Origin of the sequence: Streptomyces bicolor (genome assembly GCF_000719285.1) — a bacterium.
GTDB lineage: Bacteria > Actinomycetota > Actinomycetes > Streptomycetales > Streptomycetaceae > Streptomyces > Streptomyces bicolor.
The window spans coordinates 97,391-119,908 of record NZ_JOFS01000010.1 but is presented as its reverse complement, the minus strand read 5'-3'; the positions used below and the strand labels follow the sequence as shown (position 1 = coordinate 119,908).

The 22,518-nt window shown below is 71.0% G+C and carries 20 protein-coding genes; 7 read left to right on the top strand and 13 right to left on the bottom strand.

Annotated features, from left to right (window positions below; genetic code table 11):
* Window positions 1-58: 58 nt before the first annotated feature.
* Entirely contained in the window at window positions 59-1,057 is a 999-nt protein-coding gene (locus tag IF78_RS0116030; protein ID WP_031476227.1) for an NADP-dependent oxidoreductase, read from the bottom strand.
* A gap of 101 nt (window positions 1,058-1,158) precedes the next feature.
* Here IF78_RS0116030 and IF78_RS0116025 point away from each other — a divergent pair, with 101 nt between their 5' ends.
* From IF78_RS0116025 to IF78_RS0116015, 3 genes are all read left to right on the top strand, one after another.
* Complete coding sequence (locus IF78_RS0116025) at window positions 1,159-1,608, top strand: MarR family winged helix-turn-helix transcriptional regulator (protein ID WP_031476225.1); 450 nt, start codon at window positions 1,159-1,161, stop codon at window positions 1,606-1,608.
* 90 nt (window positions 1,609-1,698) lie between these two features.
* Window positions 1,699-4,404, top strand: coding sequence for a winged helix-turn-helix domain-containing protein (locus IF78_RS0116020; RefSeq protein WP_234439697.1), 2,706 nt, complete (start codon window positions 1,699-1,701; stop codon window positions 4,402-4,404).
* Between the two features lie 55 nt (window positions 4,405-4,459).
* Window positions 4,460-4,663, top strand: a complete 204-nt coding sequence (locus tag IF78_RS0116015; RefSeq protein ID WP_031476221.1) for a hypothetical protein — start codon at window positions 4,460-4,462, stop codon at window positions 4,661-4,663.
* A gap of 26 nt (window positions 4,664-4,689) precedes the next feature.
* On the opposite strand, the gene IF78_RS43680 is transcribed toward IF78_RS0116015, so the two are convergent.
* The 5 genes from IF78_RS43680 to IF78_RS0115990 all read right to left on the bottom strand — a co-directional run bounded on the left by IF78_RS43680 (window position 4,690) and on the right by IF78_RS0115990 (window position 8,076).
* On the bottom strand, window positions 4,690-5,067 hold the full coding sequence (locus IF78_RS43680; protein ID WP_324617249.1) for an SHOCT domain-containing protein: 378 nt from the start codon (window positions 5,065-5,067) through the stop codon (window positions 4,690-4,692).
* An 88-nt stretch (window positions 5,068-5,155) separates the two neighbouring features.
* Entirely contained in the window at window positions 5,156-5,776 is a 621-nt protein-coding gene (locus IF78_RS0116005) for a GAP family protein (protein WP_031476219.1), read from the bottom strand.
* Window positions 5,777-5,794: 18 nt separating this feature from the next.
* Window positions 5,795-6,211, bottom strand: coding sequence for an SHOCT domain-containing protein (locus IF78_RS0116000; protein ID WP_031476218.1), 417 nt, complete (start codon window positions 6,209-6,211; stop codon window positions 5,795-5,797).
* Between the two features lie 89 nt (window positions 6,212-6,300).
* A complete protein-coding gene (locus tag IF78_RS0115995; RefSeq protein ID WP_051827915.1) occupies window positions 6,301-7,554 on the bottom strand; it encodes a hypothetical protein in 1,254 nt (417 codons plus the stop codon).
* Between the two features lie 102 nt (window positions 7,555-7,656).
* Window positions 7,657-8,076: a DUF7144 family membrane protein gene (locus IF78_RS0115990; RefSeq protein ID WP_031476214.1), complete on the bottom strand. Its 420-nt coding sequence runs from the start codon at window positions 8,074-8,076 to the stop codon at window positions 7,657-7,659.
* Window positions 8,077-8,246: 170 nt separating this feature from the next.
* On the opposite strand from IF78_RS0115990, the gene IF78_RS0115985 reads away from it, so the two are divergent.
* Complete coding sequence (locus IF78_RS0115985; RefSeq protein ID WP_063762123.1) at window positions 8,247-9,557, top strand: cation:proton antiporter; 1,311 nt, start codon at window positions 8,247-8,249, stop codon at window positions 9,555-9,557.
* Here IF78_RS0115985 and IF78_RS0115980 read toward each other — a convergent pair.
* Window positions 9,529-10,965, bottom strand: coding sequence for a DUF2252 domain-containing protein (locus IF78_RS0115980; RefSeq protein WP_031476210.1), 1,437 nt, complete (start codon window positions 10,963-10,965; stop codon window positions 9,529-9,531). The genes IF78_RS0115985 and IF78_RS0115980 overlap by 29 nt on opposite strands.
* Window positions 10,966-11,063: 98 nt before the next feature.
* On the opposite strand from IF78_RS0115980, the gene IF78_RS0115975 reads away from it, so the two are divergent.
* A complete protein-coding gene (locus tag IF78_RS0115975; RefSeq protein WP_051827914.1) occupies window positions 11,064-12,446 on the top strand; it encodes a diacylglycerol/lipid kinase family protein in 1,383 nt (460 codons plus the stop codon).
* A gap of 5 nt (window positions 12,447-12,451) precedes the next feature.
* Here the strand turns inward: IF78_RS0115975 and IF78_RS45415 are convergent, their stop codons facing one another.
* From IF78_RS45415 to IF78_RS0115945, 6 genes are all read right to left on the bottom strand, one after another.
* The gene (locus IF78_RS45415) at window positions 12,452-13,480 is read right to left on the bottom strand and encodes an SCO2400 family protein (protein ID WP_031476206.1); all 1,029 of its coding nucleotides are present in this window, start codon (window positions 13,478-13,480) and stop codon (window positions 12,452-12,454) included.
* A gap of 222 nt (window positions 13,481-13,702) precedes the next feature.
* Window positions 13,703-14,743, bottom strand: coding sequence for a galactofuranose ABC transporter, permease protein YjfF (yjfF, locus tag IF78_RS0115965; RefSeq protein WP_031476204.1), 1,041 nt, complete (start codon window positions 14,741-14,743; stop codon window positions 13,703-13,705).
* The gene (locus IF78_RS0115960; RefSeq protein WP_031476202.1) at window positions 14,740-15,840 is read right to left on the bottom strand and encodes an ABC transporter permease; all 1,101 of its coding nucleotides are present in this window, start codon (window positions 15,838-15,840) and stop codon (window positions 14,740-14,742) included. The genes yjfF and IF78_RS0115960 overlap by 4 nt, the downstream gene beginning before the upstream one ends.
* Window positions 15,837-17,375 (bottom strand): sugar ABC transporter ATP-binding protein, encoded by a 1,539-nt coding sequence (locus IF78_RS0115955; RefSeq protein WP_031476200.1) that lies wholly within the window; start codon window positions 17,373-17,375, stop codon window positions 15,837-15,839. The genes IF78_RS0115960 and IF78_RS0115955 overlap by 4 nt, the downstream gene beginning before the upstream one ends.
* A 100-nt stretch (window positions 17,376-17,475) precedes the next feature.
* Entirely contained in the window at window positions 17,476-18,480 is a 1,005-nt protein-coding gene (locus tag IF78_RS0115950) for an ABC transporter substrate-binding protein (RefSeq protein WP_031476198.1), read from the bottom strand.
* A 155-nt stretch (window positions 18,481-18,635) separates the two neighbouring features.
* Window positions 18,636-19,682 carry a LacI family DNA-binding transcriptional regulator gene (locus IF78_RS0115945; RefSeq protein ID WP_031476196.1) on the bottom strand — a complete coding sequence of 349 codons (1,047 nt, stop codon included), beginning with the start codon at window positions 19,680-19,682 and terminating at the stop codon, window positions 18,636-18,638.
* A gap of 564 nt (window positions 19,683-20,246) precedes the next feature.
* On the opposite strand from IF78_RS0115945, the gene IF78_RS0115940 reads away from it, so the two are divergent.
* Window positions 20,247-21,410, top strand: coding sequence for a mandelate racemase/muconate lactonizing enzyme family protein (locus tag IF78_RS0115940; protein ID WP_031476194.1), 1,164 nt, complete (start codon window positions 20,247-20,249; stop codon window positions 21,408-21,410).
* A gap of 37 nt (window positions 21,411-21,447) precedes the next feature.
* Complete coding sequence (locus IF78_RS0115935) at window positions 21,448-22,452, top strand: zinc-dependent alcohol dehydrogenase (protein WP_031476192.1); 1,005 nt, start codon at window positions 21,448-21,450, stop codon at window positions 22,450-22,452.
* The last annotated feature ends 66 nt before the right edge of the window (window positions 22,453-22,518 follow it).

Sequence of the window (22,518 nt, the reverse complement as noted above, 5' to 3'; positions counted from 1 at the left end):
ACGGTTTCGGAAAGAAGTTACCGCATGCCGGAAATCCAGCACAGGCCTCCCGAGGGACCTACAGCTTGACGATCATCTTCCCGGTGTTGTCGCCCCGCAGTACGCCGAGGAACGCCTCCAGGTTGTTCTCGATGCCCTCGACGAGGGTCTCGCGGTACTTCAGCTGCCCGGAGGCCACCCACGGGCCCACCTCGGCCACGAACTCCGGCTGGAGGTCGTAGTGGTCGCCGACCAGGAAGCCCTCGATGCGGCCGCGGGTCGCGATGAGGCGGGCGAGGTTCTTCGGGCCGGGGGCGGGCTCGGTGTCGTTGTAGACGGAGATCATGCCGCAGACGGCGATACGGCCGCCCTGGTTGAGGGAGCCGATGGCGGCCTCGAGGTGGTCGCCGCCGACGTTGTCGAAGTAGACGTCGACGCCGTCGGGGGCGGCAGCGCGCAGCTGCTCGCTCACCGGGCCGTTCTTGTAGTTGAAGGCCGCGTCGAAGCCGTACTCCTCCACCAGGAGCTTGACCTTCTCGTCGGACCCGGCGGAGCCGATGACCCGGGAGGCGCCCTTGAGCTTGGCGATCTGGCCGACCTGGCTGCCCACGGCACCCGCGGCGCCGGACACGAAGACGGAGTCGCCCTCCTTGAAGGAGGCGGTGCGCAGGAGGCCGGCATAGGCGGTGAGGCCGGTCATGCCGAGGACGCCGAGGTACGTGGAGAGGGGCGCCGCCTGCGGGTCGACCTTGACGGCGTTCTTGGCGTCCACCGCGGCGTACTCGCGCCAGCCGAAGAAGTGCAGGACGTGGTCGCCGACGGCGATGCCCTCCGCGTTGGACTCGACGACCTCGCCGACCGCGCCGCCCTGCATGACCTTGCCGAGCTCGAAGGGGGCGACGTAGGACTTGGCCGCCGACATGCGTCCGCGCATGTACGGGTCGACGGAGAGGTACTTGTTCCGTACGAGCACCTGACCCTCACCGGGCGTCGGCATCTCGGCATCGACCAGGGCGAAGTCCTCGGCCTTGGGCCAGCCGACGGGACGGGACAGGAGGTGCCATTCGCGGTTGGTCATGGGGGGCGCCTTTCCGGGGTGCGGGGGTTTTAGTTCAGTACCTGAAACAACCATGCTCCTGAATATTTCATGATGTCAAGTAATGGAGGTAAGCTGAGGGCATGGCCACCTCACCCAAGACCCACCGCCCCGATGAGCTGACCCTCGAAGTCGTCGACCTCATCGGCGCGGTCGTGGCCCGCTACCACGAGGAGTACGACGAGGCCGCCGCCGAGCACGCCCTCACCGGCGCGCAGGCGCGGCTGCTCAGCCTGCTGTCGCTGGAGCCGCTGCCGATGCGGAAGCTGGCGCAGAGGCTGCGGTGCGAGCCGTCGAACGTGACCGGCATCGTGGACCGGCTGGAGTCCCGCGGCCTGGTGGAACGCCGCCCGGACCCGGCCGACCGGCGGGTGAAGCTGGCGGCGGCCACCGAGGAGGGCCGGCAGGTGGCGCGCAGCCTGCGGGACTCCCTGCGCTTCGCCAGGGAGCCGCTCGCCGGGCTCTCCGACGGGGAGCGGCAGGCGCTGCGGGATCTGCTGCGGCGGATGCTGGGCGTGGACGAGCGGAGCTGAGACTTCGTTTGCGGGCCGTCTGGTGCGGGGCGAGGATCGGAGCGTGGGTGTAATACCGCTCGGGCATCCATGAGGTCTGTGATGGGCGTGATGTCGCACTCCGTCAAAGAGGGCCACGGCGATCCCAGCGAGACGGCGGTGACTCCGGACGGCGATCCGGTGCTCGCCGCACGGCTCACCGTGCCGACCGTGCCGGGGACGTTCGTGCGCAGGGAACGGCTCGTCGAGCAGCTGACCGAGGGTGCGCGCAGTCCCCTGACGCTGGTCAACGGTCCCGCGGGGGCGGGCAAGACGCTGCTGGTCGCCGACTGGATCAGGGCGCGCGAGCCGGGGGAGGTCGCCTGGCTGACCGTGGAGCCGGAGGACTGCGCACCCGGCGTCTTCTGGACGTACGTCCTGCACGCCTTCGGGCACCACGGGATCGCCCTGCCCGGGAACATCGGCAGCCCGGCCCGCCCCGGCGAGGTGGACCACTCGCTGCTGGCCCGGCTCGCGGCCTGGCTGAACGGGCGGGACTCCCGGGTGGTCCTCGTCCTGGACGAGTTCGACCGGGTGGCCGGCTGTGCCGAGGTGGCCGAGGGGCTGCAGTTCGTGCTGCGGCACGCCGGCGAGGGACTGCGCCTGGTGATCGTCAGCCGTACCGAGCCGCTGCTGCCGCTGCACCGCTATCGGGCCGCCGGTGAACTCGTCGACATCCGCGCCGACGACCTGGCCTTCGGCGCCGAGGAGACGGCCGCCCTGGTCGACCGGCACGGGCTGCCGCTGTCGGCCGACGGCGCGCGGGTGCTGACCGAACGCACCGGCGGCTGGGCGGCGGGGCTGCGGCTGTGCACCCTGGCCGCGCAGCGGGCCGGTGACCCGGAGAGCTTCCTGAAGGAGTTCGAGCCCGGGCACAGCACGGTGGCCGACTTCCTGCTGGGCGAAGTGCTGCGCGTCCACCCTGCCGAGACCCAGGACCTGCTGCTGCGCACCAGCATCCTGGAGGAGACCCACCCCGATCTGGCCAACGCCCTCACCGGGCGGGACGACGCGGAGCCCATCCTGGAGGAGCTGCAGCGGGCGAACGCGTTCGTCGAGCCCATCGGGCACTCGTGGTACCGCCTGCACCCGCTGTTCGCCGAGATCCTGCGGGTGCATCTCGGCGTCCGCCACCCCGGCCTGGCGCCGGAGCTGCACCGGACGGCCGCCCGGTGGCTGATCCGGGCGGGCCTGCTCGACGAGGCCCTGCCGCACGCGGCGGATGCCGGTGACTGGGAGCTGGCCGCCGCCGAGTTCATCGACCAGCTGGCGATCGGCCGGCTGCTGACGGGGCTGGCCGCCGAGCGGCTGGACGGCCTGTTCGCCAGGATGGCGCCGGAGGCGTCCGGGCCCGCCCCCGACCTGGTGCGCGCGGCGCGCGAGCTGGCCCACCACGACGTCGACCGGGGTGTCGCCTATCTGCGGCGCGCCGAGGAGAACCTGCCGGGCGGGGACGGCGGCGACGCGGCGGCCGTCCGGCTGAGCTGTGCCGTGCTGCGGGTGCTGGCCGCCCGGGTGGCGGGCTCGGCGGACATGGCCGAGACGGCGGCGCGGGCCGTCGCCCAGGCCGAGCGCGCCCTTCCCGCCGACCGGCTGGAGCGGTGTCCGGAGCTGACCGCGCTCACGCTCACCGACCTCGGCTCGGCCCAACTGTGGGCGGGCCGCTTCGATGCCGCCCGCGCGACGCTGTCCGACGCCGTGCGGACCGCGCAGGGCCCGTCGACGGCCTTCCCCCGCCACGAGGCGCTGAGCCGGCTGGCGCTGATCGACTTCCTGTACGGCCACCCCGGCCGGGCCGAGTCGCACGCCCGGGGCGCGATCGCCGAGGCGGAGCACTCGGGGCTGCCGGTGTCCGACGGGACCGGGATGGCCCGGCTGGTGCTGGCCGCCGTCGCGATCGACCGCGACGATCTGGCGGCCGCGCGGGACCATCTCGACCAGGCGGCCGCCACCACCACCGCCGCGCGTGATCCGATCGTGGCTGTGGAGCAGGCCATCCTGCGTTCCCGGCTGCTCTGCGCGCGGGGGGACTCCGGGGCGGCGCTCCTGGCCCTCGACGAGCTGGCGGAGCAGCGCCTGGTCTCCGCCGAGCCCTCTCCGTGGGTGAGCGAACGCATCGCCATGGCCACGGCCGCGGCGCAGCTGGCCGACGGCGATCCGCGGGCCGCGGTGAAGGTCTTCGAGGAGCGGCCGGGGCACAGCTGCCCGGAGGGCCTGGTGGCCGAGGCCTGGGCACGGGTGGCCGCGGGTGAGAGCGAACGGGCGCTGCGGATCCTCGACGGCCTTCCCGGCCCCGGGAACCGGGGGCCGGTCCTCGAGGTGTGGGGCCTGTTGACCCGCGCGCAGGCCGTCGACACGCTCGGCGACTCCTCCGCCGCGGAGAGCCTGCTCCTGAAGGCCCTCACGGCCGCCCGCCCGCATCATCTGCGGCGGCCGTTCCTGGAGGCCGGGCCGTGGGTCCGGCAACTGCTGCGCGACCGGCCCGCGCTCGCCCGGGAGCACGCCTGGCTCACCGGCACGCTCTCGCGGCGGCCGGTCGACGGGCGGTCGCGGGAGGAACGGGAGGAATACGCGAGCCCTCGCCCGGAGCCGCTCAGCGCCCGGGAAGGGGACGTCCTGGAACGGTTGGCCCAACTCATGTCCACCGAGGAGATCGCCGCCGATCTTCATCTGTCGGTCAACACGGTGAAGACCCATCTCAAGAGCATCTACCGCAAGTTGGCCGCCACCCGGCGCGGCGAGGCGGTCCGCCGGGCCCGCGAACTGGGGCTGCTCTGACGTGTCACCTCGCCCGGGTGATGCCGCCCGCCGCGTGGTCCCACAGCATGGGGACATGCGCTACGAGATCCGCGTCGACGGGCAGATGTCGGACGAGCTGACCACGGCGTTCCCCGAGTTGGACAGCTTCGTCGTCCCTCGCCAGACCGTGCTGTACGGCCAGGTCAAGGACGACTCCCATCTGTACGGCCTGTTGGTGCGGTTCCAGTCGCTGGGCCTGCGCATCCTGGAGTTCCGCCGGCTTCCCGAGCCCGAGTGAGGCACGGCCCGCCGCCACCGTACTGCTCAGCCCGAGAGCACGATCGCCTTGGCCCGCTCGTACTCGTCGTCGGTGATGTCGCCGTGGTCGTGCAGCCCGGCGAGCCTGGTCAGCTCGTCCGCACGAGTCGGCCGGGTCGCCTGGGTCGCCGGGATGTCGGCGGCCGCCTCCTGGACGTAGGACCGGAACGCCTGTTCCTGCTGCTGCAGCCGGCGCACGTCCCGTTCTCCCATGCCGCGTCCGCGGGCGATCAGGTAGACGAAGACGCCGAGGTACGGCAGCACGCAGACGAAGACCGTCCAGCCCGCCTTGGCCCATCCGCCCATGCCGTCGTCCCGGAAGATGTCCCCGATGACCCGGAACAGCAGCACGAACCACATGACCCACAGGAAGAAGCAGAGCATGGTCAGGGAACACGTTGAGGAGCGGGTAGTCCATTGTTTCCTCCGTTATTCGGAACGGGTGGGGTACCGCCGGGGGCGGATGCCGTGGTCAGGCGAGGATCAGCACGATGAAGATCACGCAGACCACGATGTTGACCAGCCAGCTGTGGGTGTTCATCCAGTCGCGCACCCGCGGCATGGCGGCGGTCGCCCGGTGCTGGAAGAGGAGCAGGACCAGCAGCGGAAGCGCGGCGATGAGCACGGTCGCCGCGATGAACGGCAGTGCGGCGACGAAGTCCGCGTCCGCCTGGGCCAGGTTCGTGCCCACGGTCAGCATGACGACGATGTCCGACGGCATCAGCAGGATGACCAGCAGTCCGACCTTGAGAGCTCGCCCGGCATCCGCCGACATGAGCGTGCCGAGCCATTTCGGTGGCTCGATGGTCTCCCGCCGGACCCAGTTCTTGATCGCCCCCGCTGCGAGGAGACCGACCAGCACGTACTGGATGACCCTGCCGCTCGATCCGGCGTCCCCGGGGTCTCCCAGGTCGAACAGTGAGGCGAGGCCGAAGGTGATTGCGGTGCCGACGGTGGTGGCGGCGGCGACACCGGTGAGGAAGCCGAGCGAGACCCGGACGGCCCGTGGTGCCGTGACGAAGACGATGGCCGACATGATCTGCGGGCCGAGCATCATCGTCACGGCCAACGGCAGCACATTCAGACCGTCCACGTCGGCTCCCGCGTCGCGTCAGGAGGTCAGGACCCTGGACTTGGCCTGTTCGTACTCGGCGTCGGTGATGGCTCCCCGGTCGTGCAGCGCGGCCAGCCTGCCCAGCTCGTCGGCCTTGGCGCCCGGTGCCTTGGCGCCCCGCGCCCCGGGGCCCTCGGCGGCGGCCTGCCGGACGTAGGCGCGGAACGCCTGCTCCCGGTCCTGTGCCCGGCGCAGCTCGCGCTCGCCCATGCCGCGGCCCCGGACGATCAGGTAGGTGAAGACGCCGAGGAACGGCAGCACACACACCGTCAGCGTCCAGCCGGCCTTCGCCCAGCCGCTGAGCGCGTCGTCCCGGAAGACGTCCCCGACGACCCGGAACAGCAGCATGAACCACATGATCCACAGGAAGAACCAGAGCATGGTCACGAAGACCTCGAGCAGGGGGTAGTCCATGGTCGCCTCCGCCGGCCGGCCGCCGCGACGACTGCGCGGCTCGCTGAGTCCCGAGGCCTTCACCATCCGCCGGGCCGGTCCGTGCGGCATCACCCCTCACGGGTGGGTCGCGACAACTCGACCCGGCCGCCGGCCGCGAGCAGCGCCAGCACCGCCAGGACGGCGAGCAGGACGAGCGCGAACACGAGGACGGTGAGTGTGGTGGGGCGGTTCCACACCGCGAAGACGAAGGCCAGGACCGCAAGGGCCGACAGGGCGATCGACCGCCGGTGGTTCTCGGCCCACACGCCCACCCGCCCGGCCCGGATCTCGTGCCCGTCGGCCCAGGCCGCCACGGAGTCCGCGGTGCGGTCGCAGGCCCGGCGGATCGCCACCGGCAGCCGGCCGGGGCCGATCAGATAGGCGCCGAGGGCGACCACGACCCCGACCACGATGGTCGTGACAAGGGCGTACTTGAGGAAGCGCAGCAGCGTGTCGAAGACGGCCGCCGCGGCCGCGTCCGACTGCACGGCGGCCGGGAGATGGTCCAGGTAGAAGCGGCGTACGACGACCAGGGCGATGACCACCACCAGGCAGGCGAAGGCGGCGCCCAGCGCGGTGCGGGCGAGCGCGCGCCGCCGTCGGCGGGCCAGCAGCACGCCGGCCACGCCGATCAGCACGGTGAGGACGGGCAGCCAGTAGCCGAGCTCGTCCAGCAGGTCCGCGCCCTCGCGGATCTTCTCCAGCTCCTCGGACTGGAACAGCACCAGCTGCTTGTCGACCTGGGGGATGTGCGCGGCGGGCGACAGCCCCACGTCGACGAGCTCCCGTTTGACCTCCTCGACGACCGTGCCGACGTCGAGGGTGACCGTGCCGCCCGCGACCCCGACGGCGCCCCGGCCCTCTCCGGTGAGGGCGTGTACGACGGCGTTGTGGGCCCGTTCGTTGGCGTTCTGCCACGTGGTGGCGAAGGCGTCGCTGTGCACGATCCGGGTGACGACCTTGGTCACCGCGCCGTCCACGGCCGAGTCGATCTGCGGCCCGAGCCCCCGTACGGCCGCGGTGGCCCGGGGCGGCAGGCCCTGGGACCGCAGCCACGCGGCGAGTTCCGCGGCGGCCTGGTCGCCGTCGATGCGGACGTCCACGGCCTGTGAGATCCGGTTGACGGCCGCGTCCTGGATGGCCGGCTCGGTGGCCAGCGGGGCGACCGTCTTCACATACCGGTCGGTGTCGAGCGCGATGTCGTGGACCCACACCGTGATCAGTGCGACCGGCACGAGGACGCAGGTGACCACGATCAGCACCGCGGACGCCGTGGCCCGGGCGATACGTCCGGGCGCGGAGGGCTTGTGCGCGGCGCTCATGCGGACTCCAGGTCGGCCAGGGGCCCCTCCCTCCCCTCCATTGCGTCCGCGCACCGCCGTAAGGGCATGCCGAGCGGGCCCATACGGGCGAGCGGCCCTCGGCTAATCGCCGTACGGGTCCCGCTTCACCACACACAGCGCCCAGATGGTGAACGCGTACAGCGCGATCAGCGTGAGCGACCAGACCGGGTAGTACGGGATGGACAGGAAGTTGGCGATGACCAGGAGTGCCGCGATACCGACGCCTACGACCCTCGCCCAGGTCCTGGCCGTGAACAGACCGAAGCTGACGATCACGGCGGCGGCCCCGAACAGCAGCTGGATCCAGCCCCAGCTGGTCAGGTCGAACTTGAAGACGTAGTTGGGAGTGGTGACGTAGACGTCGTCCTCGGCGATCGCCATGATCCCCCGGAAGACGTCGAGGATCCCGGCGATGAACAGCATCACTCCGGCGAACAGCGTCAGGCCGGTGGCAGCGGCCTGCCTCCCCTCTCGATGGCGGGGAGTAGCGGTGGTGGCCATGGCCGGCCTCCTTTCCTCACCGGGCTGCGGCGCGCAGCCGTACACCACCGAGCCTGATCCACGAGGGCCACGCCCGTCGTCACCCCCGGAGGGTGAGGACGCACCGGACGCCGCCCTGCTGCCATGGAGGACGGGGTCTTGGGCCGCCACGGCCCGAGGAGGTCGGCGCGATGAGCGATGGTGCCTGGGCGGGGCTGGCGGTGGCCGGTGTCACCGCCGCCTACGCGCTCGGCTCTCGCCGGCTGTCGGGTACGCGGGTCACCTCGGCGATCGTCTTCACGGGGAGCGGCGTCCTCATCGGTCCCGCCGTCCTCGACGTCATCGACATCGAGCACTACGCCGCCCCCGTCCTGGCGCTGATGGAGGCCGCGCTGACCCTGGTGCTGTTCACCGACGCCATGACCGTCCGGCGCCACCACCTGGTCTCGGGCGGCTTCCTGCCCGGGCGGCTGCTCGGCATCGGCCTCCCGCTGTGCATCGTCGCGGGCTGGCTGCTCGCCTGGCCGCTCTTCCCCGAACTGACGGTGTGGGAGCTGGCCCTGGTGGGCACCATCCTCGCGCCGACCGACGCCGCCGTGGGCAAGACCGCCATGTCCGATCCCGGCGTGCCCGCGGTCGTCCGCCACGGCCTCAACGCGGAGAGCGGTCTGAACGACGGCCTGGTGCTGCCGTTCTTCGTCGTCTTCGCCGCCGCCGTGCCCGGCACGTCCTACGCGCAGGAAGGCGTCGCGGGTACGTTCTGGCGCTCCCTGCTGCTCAGCAGCGCCCTGGGCCTGCTGGCCGGCGGCCTCGGCGGGCGGCTGCTGCGGGCGGCGCGGGCACGCGACTGGGTCGACCGGCGATGGGGGCAGGTCTATGTGCTGGGCGTCGCCGTGTCCGCGTACGAGCTGGCCGTCCTCACCCACGGCAGCGGCTTCATCGCGGCCTGGGTCGCCGGGTTCGCCTTCGCCCACGCCGTGCGCCTCCACCAGGTCACCGGCAGGGCGCCGGACCCGGACCACACCACCGAGTTCGCCGAGAACCTCGGCGCGCTGCTGGCGTCGATCAGCCTGATGGTGTTCGGGGCGGTACTGCTCGGCCCCGCGCTGCAGCACCTGACCTGGGAGATCGTCCTGTACGCCGGGCTCAGCCTGACGGTCGTGCGGATGCTGCCCGTGGCCGTCGCCCTGGCCGGGAGCGGGCTGCGGACGCAGACCGTCGCGTACATCGGCTGGTTCGGGCCGCGCGGTCTCGTCTCCGTGGTGCTGGCGCTGCTCATCGTCGAGGAACACGTGCCGGGGACACAGACGCTGGGCCGGGTGGTCGCGGTCACCGTGGCCCTCAGCATCCTGCTGGAGGGGATCTCGTCGGCGGCGCTCGCCCAGCGGTACGGCCACTGGTACGCGCGGGCGTCCGCAACGGCCGGCGGACGTGGGCTGCGGGAGGACGCGGGTGTGCCGGACCGGCCCCGAGTCACTCCGTCAGGTCGGTCCGGGCCGTGACGCGTCCTTCGGCCACCGCCTCGGCCAGTGCCCGGTGGTCGCGTTCGTTCTGGTCGGCGTAGGAGCAGGCGAACTCCACCAGGGCCCGGTCGAAGGTGTCGCCGCGGCCGAGGTAGGCGGCGATGGCGATCGGGTCGCCGGAGCGGGCGTGTGCCCGGGCCAGTGAGGCGCCGCACAGCCGGGCGAACCGCGCCAGGGTGCCGGCGTCCATGGTCTCGGGCCGGGCGATGCCCTTCCAGTCCCGCAACTGCCGTACGTAGAAGTCGCGTTCGCGGCCGTCGATGCCCGTGACGTGCTCCCAGCCGAGGAAGATGTCACTGGCCGCCTGCATGAGCCGCTGCCCGGCCACCACCCGCTCCCCCTGGTTGTCGTACGGGCTCGCACCGCAGTACGGGGCGAGGACCGACTCCCCCGCCTCCTTGGCCTGGAGCAGGAGCGGGTCCTTCTCGTCGCGGCCCAGCAGCAGGACGATCCAGCAACGGGTGCCGACGCTGCCGACCCCGACGACCTTGCGTGCCATGTCGACCACATGGAACCGGCCCAGCAGGTGCCGCCGCTCCGACGACAGGCTGTGCGCGTAGTCGGAGATCAGTTCCCGCAGGGTCCGCGCCAGTTCCCCGCCCTGTGTGCCGGGCAGCAGCTCCGTGAGGGGAGTGATCAAGGGGGGATCCGAGACGATGTGGGGTACGCCGTCCACCACCCGGGTCAGCTTCACGGCCGCCTGCAGACCGGTGCGCGAACGGGCCTTCGCCGCCGCCCGGGAGGCCCGCCGCTCGTCCTCCTCTGCAAGCGGCTCGGGCAGGAGCGCGGCGACCTGGTCGAAGTCGTCCCGCGCGTACCAGACGTCGAGGCTGCGCAGCCCGGCGAACTCGCGCATGCGCTCGCGGTAGGACCCCACCGCCGCGCGGACGAGGCTGTCGCACCGCTTCGCCGGGAACCCGTTGGCCCGGCCGGCGATCACCAGGCTCGCGGCGAGCCGCTTGACGTCCCACTCGAAGGGGCCCGGCAGGGTCTCGTCGAAGTCGTTGATGTCGAAGACGAGGTGGCGCTCCGGGGAGGCGAGGAGCCGGAAGTTCAGCAGGTGCGCGTCGCCGCACAGCTGGGCGTACAGCCCGGAGTGCGGCCCGGCACCGAGGTCGGACGCCATGATCGCCGCGGCTCCCCGGTAGAAGCGGAACGGCGATTCGAGCATCCTGCCGTACCGGACGGGGACCAGCTCGGGAACGCGGGTGGCGGACTGGCGCTCGATGATGTCGACGGGGTCCGGCCGTTTCTCGTCGGGCTCGTAGGCGGCCTGCGCCGAGCGCGGCACACGCGCGCGTGCCTCCTTGCCGAGTGCCGCACGCTCGGCCGGGGAGAGCACGCCGGTGTTCGTCGGAAAGAGCGGACCGTCCCGCGTCGTGGCCATGACCGGACCTCCTTGCCGCAGGGTCACAGCCCGGCGCCCCGGCGGGATCACCCGGAGCAGGTGATGTGGGACCGGGGCGGGGGCGGTGGGATGCCCCCGTGGGCGGTACGCGGAAGCCAGCTCGGACGTCCGGCACGGAGGACCGTCCCGGTGCGGCGGCTCAGAAGTGGGCGGCGCGCCTGGCACTGCTGGTCGCGGCCGCCGCGATCGCCCTTCTGCTGGCGGCCGCCGGGTTCAGGAGCCTCGGGCTGCTGGCCGTCGGCCTGGCCGGGCTCGCCGCGACGGCGGCCGCGCTGTGGTGGGCCCTCTCCCGACACGGCCTGCCCCGGGCACTCGCCACCGCGCTGGCCGTGCTGCTGCCGCTCGCGGTGCTGCTGAACTACGCGGTGGTCGGCCTGCTGTGGGCCGTGCTGTCCGCCCTCGCGCTGTGGCTCGTGGCGCTGCTGATCGGGCGGGCCGCCCTCGCCGCGGACGCCGGGCACGGCGGCCCCCGGGAACACCCGACCCCGGCGCCCCGGGCGCCGTTCCTCATCATGAACCCGCGCTCAGGGGGCGGAAAGGTCGGCAGGTACGACCTCGTGGCCAAGGCCCGGGCCCTGGGCGCCGAGGTCGCCGTACTCGATCCGGCTCACCCGCAGGACGTCGCCGAGCTGGCCCGCCGGGCCGTGGCGCGGGGCGCCGACCTGCTGGGGGTCGCCGGAGGCGACGGGACCCAGGCGCTGGTGGCGGGTGTGGCGGCACGGCACGGTCTGCCGTTCCTGGTGATCTCCGCCGGCACCCGCAACCACTTCGCCATGGACCTCGGCCTCGACCGCACCGACCCGTCGACCTGCCTCGACGCCCTCACCGACGGGGTCGAACTCCGCATCGACCTGGGTCTCATCGGTGGGCGCGTCTTCGTCAACAACGCGTCCTTCGGCGTGTACGCGGCCGTCGTGCAGAGTCCCGCCTACCGCGACGACAAGGTGCAAACGATCCTCCGGGAGCTCCCGGAACTGCTGACCCACCAGGTGGGGCCGCGCCTGACCGTCCGCGCGGGCGACGTGGTCGTCGACGCTCCCCAAGGGGTCCTGATCAGCAACAACCCCTACCAGCTGGGCGACCCCGCCGGTCTCGGCCGACGCCCACGGCTGGACTCCGGCGTCCTCGGCGTCCTCGGCGTCAAGGTCGACAACGCCGCCCAGGCGGCCGGACTGCTGAGGGGTCAGCAGTCGCGCGGACTCACCCTGCTGACCGCGACCGAGGTGGTGGTCGACTCCGACGCCCCCGAGATCCCGGTCGGCGTCGACGGTGAGGCGCTCCTGCTGCGCACTCCGGTCACCTGCCGACTCTCGCCCGGCACCCTGCGCGTGCGCGTGCCGCGCGAGCGGCCAGGAGGGCCGGGGGTGAGGCCGCGGGTGGACTGGCGGGCACTGGGGCGGCTGGCGTTCCCCCGCGCTCTTCCCTCAGCCGGCCGCATCCGCCGAGATTCGCGAAGGTGACCGGTTCACGCACACCACCACAGGAACCGGGTGCACGTCTGCGACGGCTCCGGGTCCGGGGTCGGGGCGGACGTGGTCGGCTCCTGCGTCGGCGCCTGGGTCTGCGGATCGGAGGGCTGGGTCGGCGCCGAGGTGGACGTATCGGAACCGCCGCCGCCCGTGGTCGCCGACTGCTCGTCCTTGTCGGGGGTCTTGTCCTCGCCGTCCTTCTTCTTGTCCTCGTCCTTCGGCGACTTCGAGGCCGAGGGGGACGTCGAGGCGCTCGGCGACGGCGATTCGCCGCCCGTACGCGTCGTGCCGTCCGTCGCCTCGGGGGACGCGGTCACCTCTTCCGACGCCGCCCCCTCCGCCGACTCGTCCCCGGCCGCGGCCGGGCTGTGCTTCGCGCCCGGGGCGTCCATGCCGAGCTCGGCGAGGCTCAGTCCTCCGGCGGCCAGGACGAACCCGGCGGCTATCAGCAGGGTCCGGCGACGGCGGCGCCGATGCGCGGCGGCTTTGCGATCGCGGCGGCTGGCGCCGCCCGACTCGCCGTCCTCGTTCAGGTCGTCGTCGTACTCGTCCTCGTACTCGGCCTGCTCGGCGTACTCGTCGCTCTCGGCGTACTCGTCGTGACCGCGCCTGCGGCCACGCCGCTGCGCCGCCCGCCGCGCGGCCCGTCCACCGACCGGCGCGACCGACTCGACCTCAGCCACCTCACCGGCGTCGGTGCCCGCGTCCGCGGCCTCTCCGGAGTGGCCGGCGTCGGCATAGCGGTCGCCGTACTCGCCACCGCCGTACTGTCCCGCGCCACCGCCGAACTGCCCCGCGCCGCCCCCGTACTGTCCCGCACCGCCCCCGTACTGCCCGTCATACGCAACGTACGAGCCCTGGCCGCCCACAGCCCCCGCAGGCGCCTGTACGGCCCGCTCGGCCAGCTGCGGGTACGCCTCGTCCGGCGCGCCCGCGTGCACGCGCAGCTCTTCGATCGCGGCACCACACCCCGGGCAGGCGAGGGCGCCGTTGAGGTGCCTGCGGCACGGGTGGCAGTAGTCCATGACGCGGGAAGACTAGGGAACCGACACGTACCTTTCCTAGCAGCTGCTGTGAAGGTTGTGTGCGGAACTGGCCTTTCCGGTTTGGTCGGTGGGGGTCAAGTCCGACCATTCAGCGCGATCCTCCGCGCAGGGTCCGTACAACAGCCCGTACAACAACGTCACGCGGCCCGTCGCACGTACGCCGTGCGACGGGCCGCGTCGGCCCAAGTGCCCAGGTCCGGCCTAGGTTTGCTTGCGGGCCGTCATCGCCCGCTGGATCAGGATGAACGCGCCCAGCAGCACACCCGTGGCGATCTTCGTCCACCAGGAGCTGAGCGTGCCCTCGAACGAGATGATGGTCTTGATCAGGCCCAGTACGAGGACGCCGAACAGGGTGCCCAGGACGTAACCGGAGCCGCCCGTCAGCAGCGTGCCGCCGATGACGACCGCGGCGATGGCGTCCAGCTCCATGCCGATGCCGTGCAGCGGGTCACCGGACTGGATGAACAGTATGAACAGCAGGCCGGCCAGCGCCGAGCAGAAGCCGCTCACCGTGTACACGGCGATCTTCGTGCCGCCCAGCGGAAGCCCCATCAGCAGCGCCGACTGCTCGTTGCCGCCGATGGCGTACACCCGGCGGCCGAAGCGCGTGTAGTGGAGGATGTAGAAGGCGGCGGCGACGACGACCAGGGCGACGAGGGCGCCGATCGACAGCTCCCCCAGTCCGAGCGACACCCGGGTCTGGGCCATGCTGCTCACCGTGGAGTTGCTGATGGAGATGGACTCCTTGCTGATGACCAGGCACAGGCCCCGGAAGAGGAAGAGGCCGGCGAGGGTCACGATGAACGGCTGGATCTCGAAGTTGTGGATCACATAGCCCATGAGGAAGCCGCCGAACGCGCCCACCCCCAGGGCGAGCGGGATGACCAGCAGCAGCGGCAGGCCCTGCTCCTCCACCAGCCACGCCGTGAACATGGTGGTGAAGCCGATCACCGAGCCCACGGACAGGTCGATGCCGCCGGACATGATGACCAAGGTGGCGCCGACGGCGGCGACCAGCAGATAGCCGTTGTCGATGAACAGGTTGAGGAAGACCTGCGGTTCGCCGAAACCGTAGTTCTGGTATCGGCTGATACCCGCGATGTACATCGCGAGGAACAGGCCGACCGTGACCAGGACGGGCAGCCGCCGGTCGCCGAGCAGACGCGTGGCCGCGGACGCCTGGGCGGGCTTGGACGCCGTACGGCCTTCCGCCGCCGTACGGGTCTTGGTGGTCGCGCTCATCGCGACACCTCCATCTTCGGGGCGGCGTCGGCCGGGGTGGCGGGCTCCGCCGGGGCGGTGGTCCGGGCGCGTCCCTTCGCGCCGAAGACCTTGGCCCGGAACTTCGGGGACTGCAGCAGGCAGACGACGATGACGACGACGGCCTTGAAGACCAGGTTGGTCTGCGTGGGCACGCCGATGGTGTAGATCGTGGTGGTCAGGGTCTGGATGACGAGGGCGCCGATCACGGTGCCGCCGATGGAGAACCGGCCGCCGAGCAGCGAGGTGCCGCCGATGACGACCGCGAGGATCGCGTCCAGCTCGATCCACAGGCCGGCGTTGTTGCCGTCCGCGGCCGAGGTGTTGGAACTGATCATCAGGCCGGCGATGCCCGCGCACAGGGCGCAGAACATGTACACCATGATCTTGATGCGCATGGAGCGGATGCCGACCAGGCGGCTGGCCTCGGCGTTGCCGCCGACCGACTCGACGAGCAGGCCGAGCGCCGTACGGCGGGTCAGGGCCACGGTGACGGCCACGACGGCGGCCACGATGAAGATGGAGAAGGGCAGGGTCAGCCAGTAGCCGCCGCCGATGAGCTTGTACGGCTCGCTGTTGATGGTGATGATCTGGCCGTCGGTGATCAGCTGGGCGACACCGCGTCCGGCGACCATGATGATGAGGGTCGCGATGATGGGCTGGATGCCCATCCGGGCGACCAGGAAGCCGTTCCACAGACCGCAGACCACGGCCGCCACCAGGCCGATGCCCACGGCGAGGAAGACCCCCGCCAACGCGCTCTGATCGGCCTGGTCGCTGATGTACGAACAGGTCAGGGCGCCGGTGATGGCGACCACGGCGCCGACGGAGAGGTCGATGCCGCCGGTGGCGATGACGAGGGTCATGCCGACCGCCACCAGGATCAGCGGCGAGCCGAACAGCACGATCGAGACGAGGCTGCCGTAGAGGTGGCCGTCGGTCATCCGGATCGCGAAGAAGTCGGGTGTGAAGGGGACGTTGACAAGCAGCAGGGCGATCAGGACCGCGACCGGCCAGAACAGGTGGTGCTGCGTCAGTGCTCGCCAGCGGGAGGGGGTGGTCGCTGATGGGGTACTCACTGGTGCTCTCCGCTCGCGATGGTCTCCAGGATCTTGCTGGTGGTGATCTCCGGCCCGTTGGTCAGCTGTGCCACGAGCTTGCGGTCGCGCAGCACTCCGATGGTGTGGCTGAGCCGGAGCACCTCCTCCAGTTCGGCCGCGATGTACAGCACGGACATGCCGTCCTCGGAGAGGGAGACCACGAGCTTCTGGATCTCGGCCTTGGCGCCGACGTCGATGCCGCGCGTGGGCTCGTCGAGGATCAGCAGCTTCGGCTGGGTGATCAGCCAGCGGGCGAGCAGCACCTTCTGCTGGTTGCCGCCGCTCAGCTGGCCGACGCGGGCCTCGGGGTTGGCGGGGCGGATGTCGAGGGCCTTGATGTACTTGGCGACGAGTTCGTCGCGCTGGGAGGCCGGGATGGGCCGGGTCCAGCCGCGGGAGGCCTGGAGGGCGAGGATGATGTTCTCGCGCACCGTGAGATCGAGGACGAGGCCCTCGGTCTTGCGGTTCTCCGAGCAGAACGCGACACCGGCGCCGATGGCGTCGTTGGGGGCGCTCATCGAGACCTGCTTGCCGGCGATGGTTACCTTGCCGCTGTCGGGCTGGTCGGCGCCGAACAGCAGCCGGGCCAGTTCGGTGCGGCCCGAGCCGAGCAGTCCGGCGAGGCCGAGCACCTCGCCCTTCTTGATCTCCAGGTCGAAGGGGGCGATACCTCCGGTGCGACCGAGGCCCTCGGCCTTGACGAGCGTCTCGCCGACGTCGGAGCGCAGCTGGTGCTCGTGCAGCCCCTCCAGCTGGTCAAGGGCCTTGCCGATCATCAGCTCGATCAGCTGGACCTGGTCGAGGTCGGCCACCATGTGCTCGCCGACCAGGGTGCCGTTGCGCAGCACGGTCATGCGGTCGCAGATCTCGTAGATCTGGTCGAGGAAGTGCGACACGAAGAGGATCGCGACGCCCTCGTCCCGCAGCTGCCGCATCAGGCGGAACAGTTCGAGGACCTCGTCGCGGTCGAGGCTGGAGGTGGGCTCGTCCAGGACGAGCACCTTGGTGCCGGAACCCTCGCCGTCGCTGTCGCCGTGGCCCACCGACCGTACGATCGCGATCAGTTGCTGCACGGCCAGCGGGTACGCGGACAGCGGTGCCGTCACGTCGATGTCGAGGCCGAGCCGGTCGACCATCTCCGCGGCCTGCGTGCGGACCTGCTTCCACTGGATGCGGCCCGCGCGGGTGGGTTCACGGCCGATGAAGATGTTCTCCGCCACCGAGAGGTTGGGGCAGAGGTTGACCTCCTGGTAGACCGTGCTGACGCCGGCGTGCTGTGCCTCCAGCGGGCTGCCGATCCGCACGGCCTTGCCGTCGAGGGTGACGGTGCCGCCGTCCAGGGGATGGACCCCGGTCAGCACCTTGATGAGGGTGGACTTCCCGGCCCCGTTCTCGCCCATGAGGGCGTGTATCTCGCCGGGGAAGAGCCGGAAGTCGACGCCCGACAGAGCCCGTACCCCCGGAAACTCTTTGACTATGCCCGTCATCTCCAGGACGGGCCGCGGCTCTGCCATGGCAGCGCTCCTCTTGAAATGGGTTCAGGCCCGCAGGGAGCCTCCCGGGACCGGATGGTCGCCGGTCGGCCGGAGGCTCCCTGCCGGTGGGTGCGGTCGGTCAGTACTTGCGGTTGGGGAGCTCGGCCTTGGCCTGGTCCTGCATGAAGTCGCTCTCCTTGGTCTTGACCCAGCGATCGACCTTCTCGCCGTTCTTGACCTTCTTCACGACCTCCATCAGCTGGGGGCCGAGCAACGGGTTGCACTCGATGATCGCGTTGATCTTGCCCTCGGCCATGGCGGCGAAGCCGTCCTTCACACCGTCGACCGTGACGATGAGGATGTCCTTGCCGGGCTTCTTGCCGGCCGCCTCGATGGCCTGGATGGCGCCGAGGCCCATGTCGTCGTTGTGCGCGTAGAGGACGTTGATGTCCGGGTTGGACTGCAGGAAGGCCTGCATGACCTGCTTGCCGCCGGCGCGGGTGAAGTCACCGCTCTGGCTGGCGACGATCTCCCAGTCGTCCTTGTGCTCCGCGTCCATGACCTCCTTGAAGCCCTTGGCGCGCTCGATCGCGGGGGCGGCACCGGTGGTGCCCTCCAGCTGAGCGATCTTCACCTTGCCCTTGTGGCCGGCCTTCTCCAGAACCTTCTCCAGGATCTTGGCGGCGCGGCGACCCTCGTCGGTGAAGTCGGAGCCCACCAGGGTCACGTAGAGGGAGTCGTCGGAGGTCTCGATGGAGCGGTCGGTGAGGACCACCGGGATGTTCTTGGCCTTGGCCTCCTTCAGCACCGCGTCCCAGCCCTTGACGACCAACGGCGAGAAGGCTATGACGTCGACACCCTGGGCAATGTAGCTGCGGATCGCGGAGATCTGGTTCTCCGGCTTCCCCTGGGCGTCGGAGAACTTGAGGTTGATACCGGCCTCCGGCGCGGCGGCCTTCACCGAGTCGGTGTTGGCGGTGCGCCAGCCGCTCTCGGAGCCGGTCTGGGCGAAGCCGAGGGTGATCGCCTTGCTGCCGCCGGAGGAGGAGTCGGAGGGTCCGCCGTCCTCCTTGGCGCAGGCCGCCAGACCGGCCGTGGCCGCCACGCCGACCGCCGCAGTGAGGAAGTTCCGTCTGTTGAGCATGTTCTTCTCCTTTGAAGAGCCGGCCCGGGGATGGACCGCTGGCACTCGTCTGGTACTCGTGTGGACCGGCTGCACTGCGTCCAGCCTGTCGATCATTGTTCGAAATATCGGTCACGTGGGTCCGAAGGACGAAAGGCGACCGGGGTGGTGCGGTGTCAGCCGGGAGCGGCTCCCGATTGCGGAACGTACGGGAACGTGCTTGCGCGGACGACGAGTTGGGGTTCGATGGTGACCTGGGACGTCCCGGAGGGGGTACGGCCCTCGATCAGGTCCAGCAGCAGGGCGATGCTTCGCTTGCCCACCGCCGCGAAGTCCTGCCGGACGGTGGTGAGCGGCGGGGCGAAGAACTCCGACTCCGGTATGTCGTCGAAGCCGGCCACCGCGACGTCCTGGGGCGTACGCACGCCCGCCTCACGCAGCGCCCGCAACACCCCCAGTGCCATCTGGTCGTTGGCCACGAAGACGGCGGTCAGGCCGCGCCCCACCCAGCCCGCCAGTTCCTGACCGGCCCGGTAGCCCGACAGCGGGCTCCAGTCCCCCCGCAGCAGCATCGGTGGTTCCACGTCCGCCGCTTCGAGGGTCGCCCGCCAGCCGTCGACCCGGTCCACCGCCTCCTGCCAGTACTCGGGCCCGGCGAGATGCCAGACCCTGCGATGACCTGCGGCGAGCAGATGGCCGGTGGCCAGCCGTGCGCCCAGATTCTGATCCACGTTGACGCTGGGGACCCCGGCGCCCGAGCCGGTGCCGACAGCCACCACCGGGAACGGGTGGCGGAGTTCGGCGAGGGCCTCGACCGCCGACCGCTGCGGGGCGATGGCGATGACCCCCTCCACGCCGCCCTCACTGAGGCGGTCCAGGGCCTCGGACAGCGTCTCCACCGTCAGCCTGCGCAGACTGACCGTCGAGACCAGATAGCCCTCGGCACGCGCCGCCTCCTCCAGCGCGAACAACGTACTGGCCGGGCCGTAGAGCGTGGTGTTGGAGGCGACCACACCCAGGGTGCGGGTGCGCCGGGTCGCCAGGGCCCGTGCGGAGAAGTTACGGCGGTAGCCCATCTCCTCGATCGCCCGCAGCACCTTGGCCCGAGTCTCGTCCCGCACATTGGGGTGCTCCCCCAGCACGCGGGACACGGTCTGGTGGGACACACCGGCCTGGCGTGCCACGTCGGCCATGGTGGGCGGCCGAAGCTGCGAGTGGGTCACGGCCGCACCTCCTTGACCGTCGTCTGCCGATAAGACCTGCGCCGAGGGCCGATGGTTCGGCGCCGGTGGCGTCATGTCGAAGCTCCGGAAGGACCGGCCGGAGCTCCGGAAGAGCCAACGGCACTGGGCGGGAAGGCGAGTTGGAGCACTGCTGACACGACGCTCATGCCTCCTTGGATGCCGTCGGGGCCGACTCGTGGCCGACTGGTGAATGCGGACGTCATTGTGAGCGCTAACAATTCACGGCGGTCAAGAGGGCTGCGTCAGGGAAGTCGTCACGGTTGAATAACGCGACAGGCGGCTCGAGTTGCGGTGTCGAGGGCGTTTTGCCTGGTCAAGAGCATCCTGAGTGCCATCATGGGAGGCATGTGCACGCCTTCGAAGGGCCCGGCGATCCTCGTGGCGCACCCCCGTCACATCCGTCTCGCAAGTCGCCCCAACCGTCGCGTCGAAACCGTTGTTTGTAGACCCATTGACACTCACATGAGGTCATCCCTACTGTCGCGACCAGCATTTCGAACGAGTGCCGATATTTCGAACAGACCGAAGAGGACAGGGAGTACCGTGCGCATCACGGGAATCAGCACACACGTGGTCGGAACGCCGTGGCGAAACCTGACCTACGTCCAGGTGCACACCGATGAGGGACTCACCGGCGTCGGCGAGACCCGCATGCTGGGCCACACCGACGCGCTGCTCGGCTATCTGCACGAGGCGAAGACGAACCACATTCTCGGCTCCGACCCGTTCGCTGTCGAGGATCTCGTCAAGCGGATGAAGTACGGCGACTACGGCCGGGCCGGCGAGATCGTGATGTCCGGCATCGCCGTGATCGAGATGGCCTGCTGGGACATCAAGGGCAAGGCGCTCGGCGTGCCGGTCTGGCAGCTGCTCGGCGGCAAGGTCACCGACAAGGTCAAGGCGTACGCGAACGGCTGGTACACCACCGAGCGGACGCCCGAGGCGTACCACAAGGCGGCCCAGGGGGTCATGGAGCGCGGTTACCGGGCGCTCAAGATCGACCCGTTCGGGACCGGCCACTTCGAGCTGGACCACGAGCAGAGCCTCTACGCGGTCTCCCTGATCGAGGCCGTGCGGGACGCCATCGGCCCGGACGCCGAGCTGATGCTGGAGATGCACGGCCGGTTCTCCCCCGCCACCGCCGTCCGCCTGGCCAAGGAGCTGGCGCCCTTCAAGCCCGCGTGGCTGGAGGAGCCGGTGCCGCCGGAGAACCTGAAGGCGCTGGAGAAGGTGGCCGCCAAGGTCGACATGCCGGTCGCCACGGGTGAGCGCATTCACGACCGCATCGAGTTCCGCGAGCTCTTCGAGAGCCAGGCCGTGGACATCATCCAGCCGGACGTCGGCCACATCGGCGGCATCTGGGAGACGCGGAAGCTGGCCGCCACCGCCGAGACGCACTACATGCTGGTCGCGCCGCACAACGTGGGCGGGCCGGTCCTGACCGCCGCCTCCCTCCAAGTAGGCTTCACCGCGCCGAACTTCAAGATCCTTGAGCACTTCAACGACTTCGCGGACGCGGAGATCAAGAAGGTGATCAAGGGCGCCCCCCAGGTGAACCCCGAGGACGGCTGCTTCCACCTCTCCCACGAGCCCGGTCTCGGTGTGGAGCTGGACGTGGATGCGGCGGCGGAGTTCCCGCAGCAGCAGGCCCGGTTCGACCTGTGGGCCGAGGGCTGGGAGCAGCGCAAGCCCAAGGGCACCGTGTGAGCGCCCACACCCGTCGGCCCGGCACCAGGAGGCCCCGTTGAGCACCGCCGTCGTGATCGAGGCTCCGGGCGAGCACCGGCTCGTCCCGCACGAGCCCCGGCAGCCGGAAGCGGGAGAGGCCCTGGTCCGGGTGCACGCCTCGGGGATCTGCGGCAGTGACCGCGAGGTCTTCCAGGGCAACCGGCCCGAGGGGTACGTCCGTTACCCGCTGACGCCCGGCCACGAGTGGTCCGGGACGGTGGCGGCGGTCGGCGCCGGGGTGCCTCAGTCGCTGGTCGGCCGCAAGGTCGTCGGCGAGGGCTTCCGGAACTGCCAGGTCTGCGACCGCTGCCACGCGGGTGAGACCACGCTGTGCAGCGCGGGCTACGAGGAGACCGGGTTCACCCAGCCCGGCGCCATGGCCGGCACGCTCACGCTCCCGGCCCGGCTGCTGCACGTCCTGCCGGACGACTGCGACCTCACCGCGGCCGCCCTGCTGGAGCCGGCCGCGTGCATCGCGGCCGCCGCGATCAAGGCGAACGCCCTGCCGGGTGAGCGCGTGGCCGTGGTCGGCACCGGGACGCTCGGGATGTTCGCCGTTCAGTTCCTGAAGGCGGGCTCGCCGGCCGAGCTGCTCGTGGTGGGCACCCGGAACGACCGCGAGGCGCTGTCGCGGCAGTACGGCGCCACCGACTTCCGCACCAAGGACCAGGAGCTCCCGGACGACTTCGACGTCGTCATCGAGACCGCCGGGTCCGCCGACGCGGCGCGCACCTCCGCGGCGCTGCTGAGGCGCGGCGGGCGGCTGGTCCTGACCGGGATCCCGGCGCCGGGTGCGCAGGGACTCGACCCGACCGATCTCGTCGTACGGCAGCTGGAGGTGCACACCGTGTTCGGGGCGCCGCCGGATGCCTGGGCGCACACGGTGCGCGTGTTCGGGGCCGGGCTGCTCGATCCGCTGCCGCTGGTCACGCACGAGCTGCCGCTCGCGGAGTTCCCGCAGGCGATCGAGCTCGTCGGGTCCGGCGATCCGAAGGTGGGCAAAGTCCTCCTCCGCCCCTAGACGTACGCCGGTACGGGAGCACCCTGACGGCTGTCGTACCGGCGTACACCCCAAGGTCCTGTCGTC